A 15,104-nucleotide genomic window follows, 5' to 3' on the forward strand; every position below is an offset into this window, starting at 1 on the left:
CCCCGGGGTGGTCCCTGCCGAGGCGGCCCTCCCACCGGGATGGCGCCCCGGGGATTCCGGGATCACACGGTGCGCCGGTACACCCAGAAGAGCTGGTCGGTCCCGTCCGTGGGCTCCTGGCCGATGTCGGAGAGCCGCCAGTCCCGCTCGGGGACCCGCTCGAAGCCCTCCGACTCGTAGAGCGCGTGCGCTCCCGTCATGGTCTCCATGGTGGTGAGCACGACCGCGCCGATCCCCTCGAGCTGGCCCGCGCGGTCGACGGCGGCCCGCACCAGCGCGCGGGCCACCCCGCGGCGGCGGGCCCGCGGGTCCACGGCGAGCATGCGGAACTCGAGCTCGCCCTCGCGCGCGACCTCCGTCATCGGCATGCCCGGCAGGGTGAGCACCACCGAGCCGGCGATCACGGGACGCCGCTCGCCGGGCGCGCTCGCGCCCGGGTCGCCCGCGGCCTCGCGGTCGTCCCCGCCGTCGTCCCCCCAGCCGTCCACCTCGGCCACCAGGACGCGGGCGCGCCGGGCGCGGGAGGCCACGTCCTCGAGCTCGGCGATGTACTCGTCCGCGGGGTCCACGTGGCCCCCGTCCACGTAGGAGGTCACCGTCAGGTGGGCGATGGCCGCGTGGTCCCCGTCGCCGGCGTCGCGCACGGTGACGCCCTCCACGCGGGAGGTCGGCTCCGGCCAGTCGGCGGCCTCGACGAGGGGGTGCGTGTCCCCGGCCGGCGGGGCCGGGGCGGGCGGCGCCTCCCCTCCGGCGCCGGGCGCCGGCGCGTCGTGGGGACCCGCGGCGGGGCCTGCGGTCGGTCCCGGAGCCGGGCCTGCGGTCGGGCCTGCGGTGGTGTCGGTCTCGTCGTGGGGCACGGCAGAAGCCTATGCCGGAGGGACGGCGGCGCGGCAGGGCCGACCGGCGGCTCAGATGCCGGGCGGCCCCGCCGGCAGCAGCGCGGCCAGGGCCTCGGCCCAGGGCCGGTCCGGGTCCAGCACGCCGGCCACGGTCCAGTCCGGGTGGGCGCTGCCGTCCCCGTGGGCGGCCCGGCGCACCGGGACGCCGGCCTCCTCGGCGATGAGGGCCCCGCCGGCCCAGTCGTGCTCCTGGATGCCGAACTCGGCGTAGGCGTCCAGCGTGCCGTCCGCCACCATGCACAGGTCCAGGGCCGCCGAGCCGATGCGCCGGACGTCCCCGAAGTGCGGCAGCAACCCGGTGAGCGCGCGCAGCTGGAAGTCCCGGCGCTCCCCCGCGTAGGCGAAGCCGCTGGCGAGCAGCCGGCCAGAGCGGCCGAGCACCGGCCCGGCCAGCCGCACCGGCTCGCCCGGGGTGCCGGTGACGGCGTCGTCCACCGTGGAGAAGGCCCCCTCCCCGGCGCTCGCGTACCAGCTGCGCCCGAGGGCGGGGGCGACGACGGCCGCGGCCAGCCAGCGCAGCGGCCCGTCCCCGTCCGGGCCGGAGGGCCCCTCGACCGCCACGGAGGTGCAGAAGTGCGGGATCGTGCGGATGAAGTTGGTGGTGCCGTCCAGCGGGTCGATCGACCAGCGGAAGCCCGAGGGGGTGGCCGGCTCGGTGTGGCCGTACTCCTCGCCGGAGATCGCGTCGTGCGGGCGGTAGGCGGTGATGACCTCCCGGACGGCCTGCTCCGCCCGGCGGTCGTAGTCGGTGACCCAGTCCGAGCCGGAGGTCTTGGTCTGCGCGCCCAGGTCGGCACGGGTGGCCGGCGTGGGGCTCAGCACCCGCTCGGCCAGCACGGCGGCCCCGGCGCGGGCGGCGGCCCGGGCGACGGCGAGCAGTCCCCGGCTCATGCCATCTCCCCCTCGGTCGCCTCGGCGGCGTCGGCCGCGGCTCCGGGCCCGGCCCCGCCGCCGTCGTCCCCGCCGTCCCCGCCGTCCTGCGGCGCGGTCCCCGCCACCGCTGCGGGTCCCCCGGCGAGCAGGCGCACGAAGCCCTCCTCGTCCAGCACGGGCACCCCGAGCGACTCGGCCTTGTCCAGCTTGGTGCCGGCGTTCTCCCCGGCCACCAGGAAGTGCGTCTTCCGCGACACCGAGCCGGAGGCCTTGCCGCCGCGCACGATGATCGCCTCCTTGGCCGAGTCGCGGCTGAACCCCTCCAGCGAGCCGGTGACGACGACGGTGAGGCCCTCCAGGGTGCGCGGGGTGTCCGCGTCCTGCTCGTCCTCCATGACCACCCCGGCGGCGTGCCAGCGGTGCACGATCTCGCGGTGCCAGTCCTCGGCGAACCACTCGATGACGGCCTCGGCGATGATCGGTCCCACGCCGTCCACGTCCGCCAGGCGCTGCTGCGCCGCGGCGCGCGCCTCCTCGGGGGACTGGCCCTCGGGCACCCGGGTGACCAGGTCCTCGAGCGCCCGCAGCGAGCCGAACGCGGTCGCGAGGGAGCGCGCCGCCGTCGGGCCGACGTGCCGGATGGACAGGGCGACCAGCACGCGCCACAGCGGCTGCGCCTTGGCCTTCTCGAGCTCCTCGAAGAGCTTGACGGTGTTCGCGGTGGGCTCCGAGGGCTTCTTCGCGGTCCCCTGCGTCCAGAAGAAGGGCTTGAGCTCCCACTCCCCGGACGGGACCGTCCGTCCGTCCACGCGCCGGCGCCTCTCCCGCCAGACCCGCACCTCGCCGAGCCGTTGCCGCAGCTCGTCCCGGAGGGCCTCGTCCCCCGGGTGCACGAGGTCGAAGAGCTGGGCGTCCGAGGTGATCACGCCCGGCCCCTCCGGGCGGACCTGCCCGCCGTTGCCGGCCGGGTCCGGGCCGGGACCGGTGGTCAGCCAGAGCGCCGCCTCCTCCCCGAGGGCCTCGATGTCGAAGGCGCCGCGGGAGGCGGCGTGCTCGATCCGGCCGGTCAGCTGGGCCGGGCAGGACCGGGCGTTGGGGCAGCGCAGGTCCACGTCCCCCTCCTTGGCCGGGGCCAGGGGCGTGCCGCACGAGGGGCACTCGGCGGGCATGACGAACTCGCGCAGCCCGGCCTCCGGGCCCGTGCCGACCTCCTTGCCCTCGCGCAGCGGCAGCACGGGTCCCACCACCTCCGGGATGACGTCCCCGGCCTTGCGCAGCACCACGGTGTCCCCGATGAGCACGTTCTTGGCCCGCACCACGTCCTGGTTGTGCAGCGTGGCCATGGACACGGTGGACCCGGCCACGACCACGGGCTCCATCAGGGCGTAGGGGGTGACGCGGCCGGTGCGGCCCACGTTGACGCGGATGTCCAGCAGCCGGGTGTGGACCTCCTCCGGCGGGTACTTGTAGGCGGCGGCCCAGCGCGGCACGCGCGAGGTGTGGCCCAGCGCCCGCTGCAGGGCGAAGGAGTCCACCTTGATGACGATGCCGTCGATCTCGTGGACCAGGCCGTGGCGCTGCCGGCCGTGCTCCTCGATGAGGGCCAGGATGCCGTCCTCGCCCTCGAGGCCCTCCACGAGCCGGGTGTAGGGGCTCGTCGGCAGCCCCCAGGAGGCCAGCAGCTCGTACGTGGCGTGCTGGGACTCGGCGTCCAGGCCCGTGTGCGCCCCGATCCCGTGCACGAACATGCTCAGCGGGCGCTTGGCGGTCTCCGCCGGGTCCTTCTGCCGGAGCGACCCGGCCGCGGCGTTGCGCGGGTTGGCGAACGGGGCCAGCCCCTCCTCGGCGCGCTGGTCGTTCAGCGCGCGGAAGGCGGCGGTGGGCATGTAGACCTCCCCGCGGACCTCCACCTCCCGGGGCCAGCCGGAGCCGGTGAGCTGCTGGGGGATGTCCTTGATGGTCATCACGTTGTGGGTGACGTCCTCGCCCGTGGTGCCGTCGCCGCGCGTGGCCGCCCGGACCAGCCGCCCCTCCCGGTACAGCAGGTTCACGGCCAGGCCGTCGATCTTGACCTCCACGAGCCAGCGCGGGGTGGTGCCCGGGGCGATCGTGGCCAGGGAGGAGGCGGTCTTGTCGTACCAGGAGCGCAGCTCCTCGACGGAGAAGAGGTCGTCCAGCGAGTACATCCGCGCCAGGTGCCGGACCGGGGCGAAGGCCGTGGACACCTCCCCGCCGACCTCCTGGGTGGGCGAGTCGTTCGCGACGATCTCCGGGTGCAGCGCCTCGAGGTCCTCGAGCCGGCGGTACAGGGTGTCGTACTCGGCGTCCGAGACCAGCGGGGCGTCGTTCTGGTAGTAGGCCGTCCGGTGCCTCCGGACCTCGTCCACGAGGTGCTCGTACTGCTCGCGCAGCGACTCCGTGGGGACCTCCCCGGCGGCGGGCTGGACGGAGGCGTCGACGTCCGGGTCACGGACCGTATGCTCGGTGCTCACCGGCCCAGCCTAGCCGGGGGCCCGCCCGGCCATCGTGCCGGTCCAGACCGCGAAGGAGACCACCGTGCCCACCCCGCCCGATGCCGCCGGCACCCCGACCGGGGTGCCCGCCCGGACCCTGCTCGCCGGCTGCGGCCGCCTCGGCACGCTGCTGGGCGAGCGCCTCGTCGCGGCCGGCGGCGAGGTCATCGCCCTGCGGCGCGACCCCTCCGGCCTGCCTGCAGCGTTCGGTGCCGTGGCGGCTGACCTGCGCGAGCCCCTCGGGCGGCCCCTGCCCGCGGTGGACGCGCTGGTCATCACGCTTCCGCCCGGCACGCCGCCGGCCCCCGGGCAGGAGGACGACTACGCCCTCGCCCTCCGGCACCTCGCCGCCGCCCTGCCCCGGCCCCCGCGGCGCACCGTGTTCGTCTCCTCCACCCGGGTCTTCGAGGGCCGCACCGACGGCCGGCCGATCACGGAGGACGACGAGCCCGTGCCCCTCACCGAGCGGGGCCGCACCCTGCGGCGCGGGGAGCTGCTCGCCGTCGAGCTCCTCGGGGCGCTCGTCCTGCGCCCCGCCGGGATCTACGGTCCCGGACGGGACATGCTCCTGCGCAGGGTCCGGGAGGGTGCCGCCGTGCAGTACGGCCGGCGCACGAACCGCATCCACGAGACGGACCTCGTCCGGACCCTCGAGGCGTTGCTGCTCGCCGCGGACCCGCCGCGGGTGCTGCACGCCGTGGACCGGGCGCCGGCGTCCCTCGGGGAGGTCGTCACCCACATCGCCCGCGAGTGGGGACTGGAGCCGCCGCCGCGGGCCACCCCGGAGACCGTGGCGGGGACCGTCCTGGACGGCTCCCGGCTGCTGGGGTTCCTCGGCGGCCTCGAGTACCCCACGTTCCGGGAGGGCTACCGCCCCTGAACCCCGCCGTCCGCGGGAAGGGATCCGGCTCAGTCCTCCTCGGACCCGTGCAGCCGGTCCAGCAGCGGCAGGTCGTCCGCGGTGACCAGGTGGGAGGTGACGGCGTGCTCCACGAGCCGGGCGCGGCGGTTCGTGGCGAGCCGTCCCCCGCCGCCGCGCAGTCCGGCCACGCCCACGCGGTCCAGCTTGTCGCACACGTTGTCCAGCTTGCGGTTGAAGCGGGTGAGCGACCAGCCCAGGCGCCGGGCCGCGTCCGCCGAGGAGGGCACGGTGGAGAACCCGGTGCCGCCGCGGCGCAGGACCGGCTCGGCGAGGGCCACGATCAGCGCCTTCTGCGCGGGGGTGAACACGACCGGCCCGATGGTCGTCTCCCCCACGGCGTCGGTGGCGCGCGGCTGGTGCAGGAACGACGGGCTCCTCAGGTGCACGGCGAACTCGTACGTCGTCGGACCCGCCGTGAACACCACGGTCAGGTGGCCGAAGACCAGCGGGATGCGCGAGCCCGGCGCGACCCAGGCCTGCATGCCCCCGGAGGCGTCGGCGACCGTGGCGGAGATCATCGAGCCGACGTTGGCCAGCCACCACAGCCCGTCGACCTGCCGGATCTCCATGAACCGGCGGTGCAGGTACGGGTTGTCGTCGATCTCCAGGTCACCCTCGCGGCCGATCGTGAACACCGCGTCCGGGGAGACCTCGTACCACTCCCCCACGAAGTCGATCGCCAGGTCCGCCGGCTCCCGGCCCGTGGCCGGTTCCCGGCCGCGCTCCCGTCCCTCGGCCACCGACGCCCCGTCCCTCCCGGTCATCCTTCTCCCTCCCGGTCATCCTTCTCCCTCCAGGCAGCCGACCGCGGGGTCGGACTGCGTGCCGTTCGAGCGCACCACCACGACCTCGATGCAGGTGCGGTCCTCCTCCAGCACCGGCGTGGCCACCGTCGGGCCCTCGACGGTGGTGATCCGGCCCTTGCCCGTGGCCGTGGTGGTCCGCCACAGGTAGGTGTCCCCGTCCCGCGGCCGCGGGTTGGTCCACGTGAAGACCGCCTGCTCCCCCTCGAGCCGGCCCGCGAGGTCCTCGACGGCCGCCACCGGCTCCTCCCGCTCGGGCAGCGCCCTGGCCGGCGACTCGGAGATGAGCGTGGGGGCGGCGTCCGGCGCGGCGTCCGGGCCGGGGCGGGCGGCCACGCCGTCCGCGACCCAGGCGGCCGCCGCCACGCCGAGCACCAGCACGGCGAGCGCGGCGAGGATCCCGGTCCGGTTCTCGCCCGCCCAGCCGCGGGTCCGGGGACCCGGGAGGGGTTCCTCGACCCGGCGGGCGGTGGCGCCCGCCGGCTCCCCCGTGCCCCCGGGGCCCGTCCGGTCCGCCCGGGCTCCGCGCAGCACGGTGGCGTCCTCGGCCCCGCCCCACGGGGCCGCGGCGGGACCGGCCGGGGGCAGGGGCGGGAAGCGGTGCGCGGGCGCCGGGGCCCCGGGGTCGATGGAGACCACCCGGCGCAGGCGCGTGGCCTCGCCGCCGGGGTCCTCGTCCTCGGCCTCGAGCGCTCCCGAGCCCTCCATCACCTCGAACGGGGTGACGGACAGGCCCAGCCCGGCCTGGACCCGTTGCAGCTCCAGGGCGAGGGCGCGGGCGGAGGGGAAGCGCGAGGACGGGTCCTTGGCCATCGCCGTGGCCAGCACCAGCTCCAGCGCGGCGGGCACGTCCGGACGGTTCAGCGGCGGCAGGGGTGCCGTGCCGATCCGGGCGATGAGCTCGGCCTGGGAGTTGTCCGCCCCCGGCCGCACGAACGGCGAGCGCCCGGCCAGCAGCGTGTACAGGGTGGCCCCGAGGGACCACACGTCCATGGCCACCCCGTTCGGGCTGCCGCCCGCGAAGGCCTCCGGCGCGGACCACGGGATCGACATGCCGGCCTCGCCGTCGAGCGCGTCCGTGGTGCCGGAGATGCCGAAGTCGGTCAGCGCGGGGCGGTTGTAGTCCGTGGTGAGGATGTTCGCGGGCTTGATGTCCCGGTGCACGATCCCCGCGCGGTGCGCCGTCTCCACCGCCGAGGAGACCTGGATGCCGAGGGCCAGCACCTCGTCCACGCCCAGCCGGGCCCGGCGGTAGCGGACGTCGAGCGAGGGGCGCGAGCAGTACTCCATGGCGAGGTAGGAGTGGCCGTCCGCGGTGATGTCCGCCTCGTAGATGGTGACGATGTAGGGGTGCGAGGACAGCCGGGCCATGAGGTTGGCCTCGGACTCGAAGGACCGCCGGGCGCCCTCCGTGCGCAGCCCGGACAGCAGCACCTTGACCGCCACCTTGCGGCGCGGGCGGTCCTGCTCGTAGAGGTACACGTCCGAGAACCCGCCGGACCCGAGCAGGCCGAGGTGGCGGTACCCGTCGATGTGCGGCGGCGGGGCCGGGGGACGCCGCGGGCTCACGGGATCGCCTCGAACCGGACGGAGACGCCGTCGCCGAGGTCGGCGACGTCCCCGTCCAGGACCATGACCGCCTCCCCCTGGCCCAGGCGCCGCGGGGACTGGCCCTCGCGGACGAGGACCGTCCCGTTGGTGGCCCTCAGGTCGCGCAGCTGCACGTGCCAGCCCTCGAGCACCACCTCGCAGTGGGAGCGCGAGATGTCCCCGTGCGGACTGCGGACCTGGACCATGCGCGGCATCGTGCCGGGGGCCACGCGGTGCGCCTGCGGCTGGCGGCCGATGACGGCCGGCCGGTCCAGCTCGAGCACCTCGCCGGTGGACATCCTCATCCGTCCCAGCGACGGGCGCCGGACCTGGCGCGCCTCGCCGGCCAGGGACTGCCCGCAGGACCGGCATGCGGTGCTGCTCGGCGGGTTCGCGTGGCCGTCCGTGCACTGCCGGGCCAGCACGAGCGGGCCGGTGGTGGCCGGCGGGGCGGGGGCCCGGGCGGCGGTGGGCGCCGGGGCGGAGGTCCCGACGTCGGCCCGGTCCAGGTGCGCGGTCAGGATCGTCTGCCCGTCGTGGTCGGGATCGGCGGCGGGCGCGGCGGGCGGGGCGGACGGGGACAGCACGGTGTCGGCCTCGTCGTCCGGGTGCGCCACCGGCTCCCGCGGGAGCGCCTCCCCGGCCGCCTCGTCGGCCGTCTCGTCGGCGTCCTCCTCGGTCGACACCGGGGGCGCGACCGTCAGGCCGAGGTCGGCCGGGGTCCCGAGGGTGCGGCCGGCGTCGTCCTCGGGGGCGCCGGACCGCGCGGTGGCGAGCCACGGGACCGAGTCGATCAGTCCCGGCGCGGCGGGCCGCGCCGGGCGCTCCGGCACGGCCAGGGCGGGCGCCGCCGAGGGCGCGGCGATGTCCGGCACCGGGTCGGGGCCGGACGGCGGGACCGGGTCGGGGCCGGACGGCGGGACCGGGCCGGCGGCGGTGGCCGGAACGGGGGTATCCGGCACGGCAGTGCCGGGCGCCGCGGAGGGCGCGGCGGTGCCCGGCGCCGGGTCGGGACCGGTCGGCGGGACCGGGCCGGGGGCGGGGGCCGGGTGGGTGGCCGGGTGGGTGGCGGTGGCCGGGGCCGCCTCCCGGGCGTCCCCGGCGTCCTCAGCGCCCCCGGCGTCCTCAGCGCCCTCGGCGCCCTCGGCCCCGGGTCCCAGCTCGGCGGCCAGGGCCGACATCCGGACGGCGCCGGACTCGAGCGGCAGGTCCTCGGTCCCGGTTCCGGCCCCGGCCACGAGCAGCTCCAGGGAGCGCACGTCCGGCACCGTCCGCTCGGCCCAGGTGGACACGCCCGTCCCCCTGAGCCGCGTCTCGGCGCCGTCCGCCCCGGTGAGGCGCAGCTCCACGTCCCCGCGCAGGAACGCGTGCACGCCGGGCGCCCCGAGGGACACGATCGCGAAGGAGGGCAGTCCCGCCAGGTCCAGCCGGCCCGCGAGCACGGCCGCCAGCACCTCCTCCACGCCGGGCCGCCCGGCCAGCAGGTCCCACACGCGGTCGGCGGTCCCCCGGTCCGCGTCGGCGGGCAGGGCCACGAGGCAGCCGCCCCGGACCAGTCCCAGCCACGTCCCGGTGCCGTAGCGCATCCGTGCGGTCGGCGTCATGGCCGTTCCTCCTGCTCCCCGTCGGCGGCGTCCGCCTCGTCCACGGTGTCCCGCCGCGGGCGCGTGGTCTGCCGCTCCTCGTCCGCGGCGGCCCGCGGGGAGGTGACCACGCGCTCCTGCTCCGACGCGGTGTCCTCCACGTCCACCACGATGACCGTGATGTTGTCCCGGCCGCCGGCGCGCAGGGCCCCGTCGATCAGGGCGTCCACGGCGTCCTGCGGCCCGTGGTGCGCGGACAGCACCGCGCGGACCTGCTCGTCCTCGACGTCCGTGGTCAGGCCGTCGGAGCACACCATGAGCCGGTCGCCGTCGTGCACGGGCAGCATCCAGAAGTCCGCCTCGGAGGCCTCCCCCGTGCCGAGGGCCCGGGTGATCACGTGCCGGCGCGGGTGCCGCCGGGCCTCCTCCGGGCGGAGGTGGCCCTGGTCCACGAGCTCCTGGACCTCGGAGTGGTCCACGCTGACCTGGGTGAACCGCCCCTCGGACAGCCGGTAGACGCGGGAGTCGCCCACGTTGAAGACCATCCAGTACAGGCCCTGCTGCTCGCGGACGATCGCCACGCCGGCCAGGGTGGTCCCCGCGCGGGAGCCGCCGACCCGGCGGATGGCCTCGTCCGCCGAGACCATCAGCCGTTGCAGGTCCTCGGCCGTGAGGTCGTCCCGGACCTGCCGGACACCCGCGGCCAGGGTCTCCACGCAGATCCGGCTGGCCACCTCGCCGGCCTCGTGGCCGCCCATCCCGTCCGCCACCGCGAACAGGTTGCCGGTGACCACCAGGGAGTCCTCGTTCAGCTGCCGGCGCAGCCCGCGGTGGGAGCCGAAGCCGTACTCCAGGCGGAACGGCCGTCCGGCGGCGTCGATCGCCGCGTCCCCGCTCATGGGGCGGACACCGTGAACGAGCGGTCGCCGAAGTGGACGGTCGAGTCCACCGGGGCCAGCACCGGGCGGCCCGGGTCCAGGCGCCGGCGCTCCCCGCCGCGCGGGGTGATGCCGGAGCCGTTGGTGGAGTCCCGGTCGGTCACCCAGACGCCGGCGGGGTCTGCCGCCAGGTGCAGGTGCGTCTTGGACACGGAACGGCCCATGTCCGCGAACGGGATGAGCAGGTCCACCCTCTCCCCGGCCGCCGCGGCCGGGTTGCGGCCCACGAGGGCGGAGCCGGAGAGCTCGTGGCTCTGGCCGTCGTCGAAGCACAGCCGCAGGGCCGTGGGGGCCGAGGCGGCCGCGGGGCGCTCGCGCACCCGCGTCGCCCCGAGGTCCTCGTCCGGGTCGGCGGGCGCTGCCGCCCCGCCCACCAGCACGACGCGGTCCTCGCGGTAGCCCGAGGAGGACCGCCCGTGGGCCCCGCCCGGTGCCGGCGCGGAACCGCCCGCGGGAGCGTCCGGACGCGACGCCGCGGCGGGCACCGGCGACGCGGCGGAGGCGGCGGGGGCCGGGGCGGCGGAGGCGGCCGGCACCGGGGACACGGCGGAGGCGGCGGGGGCCGGGGCGTGCGCCCCGGTGCCCGTGACGCCGGGCACCGCGCTGATGGGCACGCCGGTGCCGGCCGGGCTGAACGCGGGCCAGCGGGAGGCCGGGGGCACGGCCAGTCCCGTCTCCGGGTGGCCGGGGTCCCCCGGGCGCAGGCCCTCGGGGGCGAAGGACGAGGGTCCGCGCAGCCCGCCGGTGGTGAGCGGGTCGCGGCCGGCGTGCACGTCGAGGACGAGGGTGCGGGCCACCTTGTCGTGCCAGCCCTGGCGCTGGTGGTTCGTGTCCCAGAGGTTGGACAGCAGCATCAGCACCGGCCCGACGACGGGGGCGAGGCCACTGGCCGCGATCACCACCGAGCGCAGGAGGATGGGCCCCCAGCCGGCCGGGGTGCCCTCCTCCGAGGTGACACGCAGGCCCAGCAGCAGGTGCCCGGGGGTCTTGCCCGCCGAGGCCTGCCAGCCCCACAGCCAGACGGCGTAGGCGAGCGAGACGACCGTGGCCGCCAGCAGGCCGAGGGTCGCGGTGGCCGTGGCGTCCTGCCGGGCGCTGCCGGTCGCGGAGAGCACGGCGGGCAGGGTGGCCGCCGAGACGACGGCCAGGAGCACCACCGGGACGACCTGGTCGACCAGCCACGCCGCCAATCGCCTGCCGGCCGGTGCGTTGACCAGGTTGAGGGTTTTCTGCACGGTTCCTATTCCTCGCTCGCTTGCTCGTCCACTGTACGGACTGGGGCCCCGCCGTCGCCATGCCGGCCGGGGCGCCGGCGGCCACGCCGAAGCCGGTCCCGACGGCGCTGGCGTCGGCGGGCGCGGGCCTCCAGCACGAGCGACCGCGGCGAGAACCGCGCCCGCAGCCGCCTCCATCCGCCGACGGACCCGCGGATCCCGGCGAGGTGCTCGTCCACCTGCTCCCAGTAGTCGGCCACCTGGGCCTCGGTCGGCTCCCCCGGGCCGAAGACCGCGTGGTCGGCGCGGCGGGCCAGCAGGGCGGTGCCGGGCGCCGCCGTCGGGAAGGCCGTCCCCAGGACGGCCGCGTGCTCGCGACGGGTGCCGGCCCGCTGCGGCTCCGAGCCCAGGTCCGCGGCCAGGCTCAGGACCTCCGACCAGCCGCCCGAGACCTGCGCGGCCGGCGTCCGCGCGCGCCGCCGGCGCCGGCGGCGCCGGCCCTTGAGCAGCGCGATGACCAGCAGCGGCAGCAGCAGCACCGCCACGGGCACCGAGGAGTAGGCCACGATCATCACCACGGGACCCCACCGGTCCCACCAGGAGCGCTCCTCCTGCTCGGCGTCCTGTGGCGCGGGGGCCGCGTCCGGCGGCAGGTCGGCCTGCTCCTGCGGGGGCGGCGGGGGCTGGAGCACCTGCGGCCTCGGCGTGGAGCGGGGCTCCTGCTGCGGGGGCGTGGGGACGTTGTCCTCGTCCGGCGTGGGGTCCAGGGCCACCCAGCCGACGTCCTCCACGTTGACCTCCACCCAGGCGTGGACGTCCTTGCCCTTGATCTGGACCGCGCCGCCGCCCTCGGGGTACTGCTCCGGGTAGAAGCCCATGACCACGCGGGCCGGGATGTCCAGCGACCGGGCCATCAGCGAGAGCGCCACGGCGTACTGCTCGTCGTCGCCGATCCACTGCTCCGCGTCCAGCAGCCGGGTGATGCGGCCGGCGTAGTGGCCCGACAGCGAGGTCACCTCGCCCTCGCGGCCGTTGGAGAAGGCGCCGGACTCGTGCAGCGTGGCGGCCAGCCCGGCGGCGGTCCCGTAGGGCGTGTCCCGGCTGGGGGCCAGTTCGGCCGCCTTCTCCGGGACCACCCGCGGCACGCCCGTCAGCTCCGGCAGCGCCACCGCCCCGGCGTCCCGGTCCTCCAGCTGTTCCGGGGGCACCTGCACCGGGAACACGACCTCGGCGGTGTAGGAATCGCCCGAGCGCAGCGGGACCGTGGACAGCGCCGTCTCGCTGGCGTCGTTGTAGTAGAGGGACCGGGACAGCTGCGCGGCGCGGGGGCCGCCCAGGGTGACGCCGTCGAGCCGGCCGCCGGCGGGCAGCCAGACCCCCTCGTAGCCCTCGATGGTGATCTCCAGGGTGCCCTCGGCGCGGTGCGGCGGGGCGGCGCTCCCCGCCCCGGAGAGCCGCGAGGCGTCGCCCACGGGCGAGAAGTTGCCGCCCGAGTGCGGGTCCACGGTGTAGACCATGCCGTCGTAGGCGTCGAGGGCGGCCAGCCGGACCCGCTGGCCCTCCGGGAGGCCCTCCACCGTGAAGAGGACCTCCTCGTGCTGGTCCTTGACGTACTGGCGGAAGGACATCAGCGGGCTCGGGTAGTCGAAGAGCTCGATCGGCGGCTCCACGACGTCGCGCAGCACCTTGCGGTCGCGGTCCTGCAGCAGCAACGGGGAGGCCGCGGCGCTCAGCAGCCCGGCCACCGCGAGCACCGCGGCACCCGTCACGGCCCGGCGCCAGAGCAGGCGCCGCGCGACGGCCGGGTGGGCCACCGTGGTCGTGTCCCCCGCGGCGATCGCGGCCGCGTCCCGGGTGCCCTCCACGCGCATCCGGTGGTGTCGCCAGGCGAGCCACGCGACGGCGGCCATCACCAGGGCCATGCCCCGCCCCACCGCCATGGGCGCGTCCTCGGTGCCGAAGAGGATCCCGACCGCGGTCATCGCCAGGACGGGCAGGAGCGTCCAGTACGGGACCCGCACGCGCCAGGCGAGCACCCCGGCGATGACGGCGGCGAGCAGGGCGGAGAGGAAGGGCACCACCAGCATGCCCCCGTGGACGCCCACGGGGGCGGCCACCGTCAGGATGTCCTTCCACGCGGTGACCGGCGCGGTCAGCAGGACGCGGGGCGACCCGGGCCCCGGCAGCACCCCGGCGGAGGACTCCGCCGGGGCGGCCACCAGCAGGCCCAGGAGCACGTAGGCCAGGACCACGGCGCCGGCGGTCCGCCCCGTGCCCCAGCCCCGGTGCGCACCGGCCAGCGCGACGGCCAGCCCCGCCACGACACCGGCGGCGCCGGCCAGCAGGTAGCGCGGGTCCCCGGCGAAGGTGTCGTGGAAACCGAGCACCCCCAGTCCCAGCAGCAGCGCCAGCACGGCCGCGTCCACGCCGGCCGCCGTCCACGACCGCAGGGGTCCCGCCGGGCGCGGCCGCCCGGACCGCGGCCTCACGCCGCGGCCTTCCGCAGGGCCAGGCCCAGGTCCTGGAGGTCGCCGACCGTGACCACGGTGAGGTCTCCGATGGAGGCCCGGCCCGTCTCGAGGCCGTGGGCGCAGCGGATCGCCAGGGCGCGCACGCCCGGGGGCACGGCGCTCGCGGCCCGGCGCAGCTCGGCGGCCCCGGGCCGGTCGCCCGTGATGAGGAAGAACACGGAGGCGTTCGGGACGTCCTCGGCCGTCTCCCGGGCCACGTCCACGCTGCCCCGGCGCAGGGGGCGGCCCTCGATCCGGGTCATCCCGTCCAGCAGGGTCCGCCCGGTCCCGGTGTGGAGGGGCCCGGCGTGGGTGCGGACGGAGAGCCCGCGCTGCTCCTTGAACGCCTCCAGGCCGATCGAGGCGGCCACCGAGACGGCGAGCTCGAAGTCGTCCTCCGTGGCGTACTCGGCGGTGTTCGTGGACAGGGCGATCGCCAGGTGGGCGCGCCGGGTCTCCTCGAACTGGCGGACCATGAGCGTGTTCGTGCGCGCCACGGTCTTCCAGTGGATGTGGCGGCGGTCGTCGCCCGGCACGTAGTCCCGCAGCGCGTGGAAGGAGACGTCCGCGCTGGACAGCTCCCGCGTGGGCAGGCCCTCGAGGTCGCGGATGAACCCGGCGGAGGAACCCTGCAGGGCGACGGTGCGCGGGTGGACGTACAGGTCCTGCGGATCCGTCCACCGCAACTGGCGGCGCAGCAGGCCCAGCGGGTCCTGCCGCACGGAGCGCACCGGCCCGACGACGATCACGGCGCGGCGGTGCGTGGGGATGGTGAACAGGTCCTCGTGGACGGTCCCGGGCCGCATCCGCGGCAGGGGGAACACGGCGGTGGCCCGGCCCACGGGAAGCTCCATGGCGGCCGGCAGCAGGGCGCGGTCCGCGGTGTTCGTCACCGCGATCTCCCCCACCGCGCGGTCCCCGACGGCGACCCGGGCGCGGGCGAGGTCCAGGCGGACCTCGTACGAGGACCGGCCGAGGATGAACGCCACCGCCAGCAGGAGCAGCAGCACGCCCACCAGCCCGGCCACGAGCGCCTCGGCCCAGCCCAGCACCAGGCCGAGGACCCAGGCGCCGGCGGTCACGCAGGCCACCGTCCAGCCCAGCGGGGAGACGATCTCGGCGGCAGGCCGGCCGGCCCGCCCCCACCAGCCGGCGGCGGCCTCGCGGGCGGGCCCGGTGCCGATGGCCGCCGACTCCGCCAGCCGCCGTGCCCGGTCGCGCAGCGCCGCGACGGCCGCGGTCCGGCGGCCTCCGGGGAC

At 76.9% G+C, this 15,104-nt stretch carries 11 protein-coding genes; 1 reads left to right on the plus strand and 10 read right to left on the minus strand.

Annotation, left to right across the window (positions count from 1 at the left end):
- Positions 1-62: 62 nt before the first annotated feature.
- Genes E7744_RS10780 through ligA form a run of 3 tightly spaced genes read right to left on the minus strand, consistent with a single transcriptional unit; the run spans position 63 to position 4,264 of the window.
- The gene (locus E7744_RS10780; protein WP_246858405.1) at positions 63-857 is read right to left on the minus strand and encodes a GNAT family N-acetyltransferase; all 795 of its coding nucleotides are present in this window, start codon (positions 855-857) and stop codon (positions 63-65) included.
- Between the two features lie 51 nt (positions 858-908).
- The gene (locus E7744_RS10785; protein ID WP_137774120.1) at positions 909-1,790 is read right to left on the minus strand and encodes an inositol monophosphatase family protein; all 882 of its coding nucleotides are present in this window, start codon (positions 1,788-1,790) and stop codon (positions 909-911) included.
- On the minus strand, positions 1,787-4,264 hold the full coding sequence (gene ligA, locus E7744_RS10790) for an NAD-dependent DNA ligase LigA (RefSeq protein ID WP_137774121.1): 2,478 nt from the start codon (positions 4,262-4,264) through the stop codon (positions 1,787-1,789). The genes E7744_RS10785 and ligA overlap by 4 nt, the downstream gene beginning before the upstream one ends.
- 64 nt (positions 4,265-4,328) lie before the next feature.
- On the opposite strand from ligA, the gene E7744_RS10795 reads away from it, so the two are divergent.
- Positions 4,329-5,165 carry a sugar nucleotide-binding protein gene (locus E7744_RS10795; RefSeq protein WP_246858406.1) on the plus strand — a complete coding sequence of 279 codons (837 nt, stop codon included), beginning with the start codon at positions 4,329-4,331 and terminating at the stop codon, positions 5,163-5,165.
- A gap of 29 nt (positions 5,166-5,194) precedes the next feature.
- Here the strand turns inward: E7744_RS10795 and E7744_RS10800 are convergent, their stop codons facing one another.
- The 7 genes from E7744_RS10800 to E7744_RS10830 are packed head-to-tail and all read right to left on the minus strand — an operon-like array spanning position 5,195 to position 15,068.
- A complete protein-coding gene (locus E7744_RS10800) occupies positions 5,195-5,971 on the minus strand; it encodes a hypothetical protein (RefSeq protein ID WP_246858407.1) in 777 nt (258 codons plus the stop codon).
- 15 nt (positions 5,972-5,986) lie between these two features.
- Positions 5,987-7,579 (minus strand): serine/threonine-protein kinase, encoded by a 1,593-nt coding sequence (locus tag E7744_RS10805; RefSeq protein WP_137774122.1) that lies wholly within the window; start codon positions 7,577-7,579, stop codon positions 5,987-5,989.
- Positions 7,576-9,204 carry an FHA domain-containing protein gene (locus E7744_RS10810; protein ID WP_137774123.1) on the minus strand — a complete coding sequence of 543 codons (1,629 nt, stop codon included), beginning with the start codon at positions 9,202-9,204 and terminating at the stop codon, positions 7,576-7,578. Before E7744_RS10810 ends, E7744_RS10805 begins: the two co-directional genes overlap by 4 nt.
- Positions 9,201-10,082 (minus strand): PP2C family serine/threonine-protein phosphatase, encoded by an 882-nt coding sequence (locus tag E7744_RS10815; RefSeq protein ID WP_137774124.1) that lies wholly within the window; start codon positions 10,080-10,082, stop codon positions 9,201-9,203. The genes E7744_RS10810 and E7744_RS10815 overlap by 4 nt, the downstream gene beginning before the upstream one ends.
- On the minus strand, positions 10,079-11,356 hold the full coding sequence (locus tag E7744_RS10820) for an RDD family protein (protein ID WP_168199802.1): 1,278 nt from the start codon (positions 11,354-11,356) through the stop codon (positions 10,079-10,081). Before E7744_RS10820 ends, E7744_RS10815 begins: the two co-directional genes overlap by 4 nt.
- Positions 11,357-11,361: 5 nt before the next feature.
- Positions 11,362-13,824: a DUF3488 and DUF4129 domain-containing transglutaminase family protein gene (locus E7744_RS10825; RefSeq protein WP_137774126.1), complete on the minus strand. Its 2,463-nt coding sequence runs from the start codon at positions 13,822-13,824 to the stop codon at positions 11,362-11,364.
- Positions 13,821-15,068: a DUF58 domain-containing protein gene (locus E7744_RS10830; RefSeq protein ID WP_371415404.1), complete on the minus strand. Its 1,248-nt coding sequence runs from the start codon at positions 15,066-15,068 to the stop codon at positions 13,821-13,823. The genes E7744_RS10825 and E7744_RS10830 overlap by 4 nt, the downstream gene beginning before the upstream one ends.
- Between the last annotated feature and the right edge of the window lie 36 nt (positions 15,069-15,104).

The sequence above is a fragment of the Citricoccus sp. SGAir0253 genome, from assembly GCF_005877055.1.
Lineage (GTDB): Bacteria > Actinomycetota > Actinomycetes > Actinomycetales > Micrococcaceae > Citricoccus.

What these genes read in the sequence shown, in the direction of transcription:
- E7744_RS10785 (WP_137774120.1), bottom strand. Translation starts at nt 1,790, where the DNA reads ATGAGCCGGGGACTGCTCGCCGTCGCCCGGGCCGCCGCCCGCGCCGGG.
- E7744_RS10800 (WP_246858407.1), bottom strand. Translation starts at nt 5,971, where the DNA reads ATGACCGGGAGGGACGGGGCGTCGGTGGCCGAGGGACGGGAGCGCGGC.
- E7744_RS10810 (WP_137774123.1), bottom strand. Translation starts at nt 9,204, where the DNA reads ATGACGCCGACCGCACGGATGCGCTACGGCACCGGGACGTGGCTGGGA.
- E7744_RS10815 (WP_137774124.1), bottom strand. Translation starts at nt 10,082, where the DNA reads ATGAGCGGGGACGCGGCGATCGACGCCGCCGGACGGCCGTTCCGCCTG.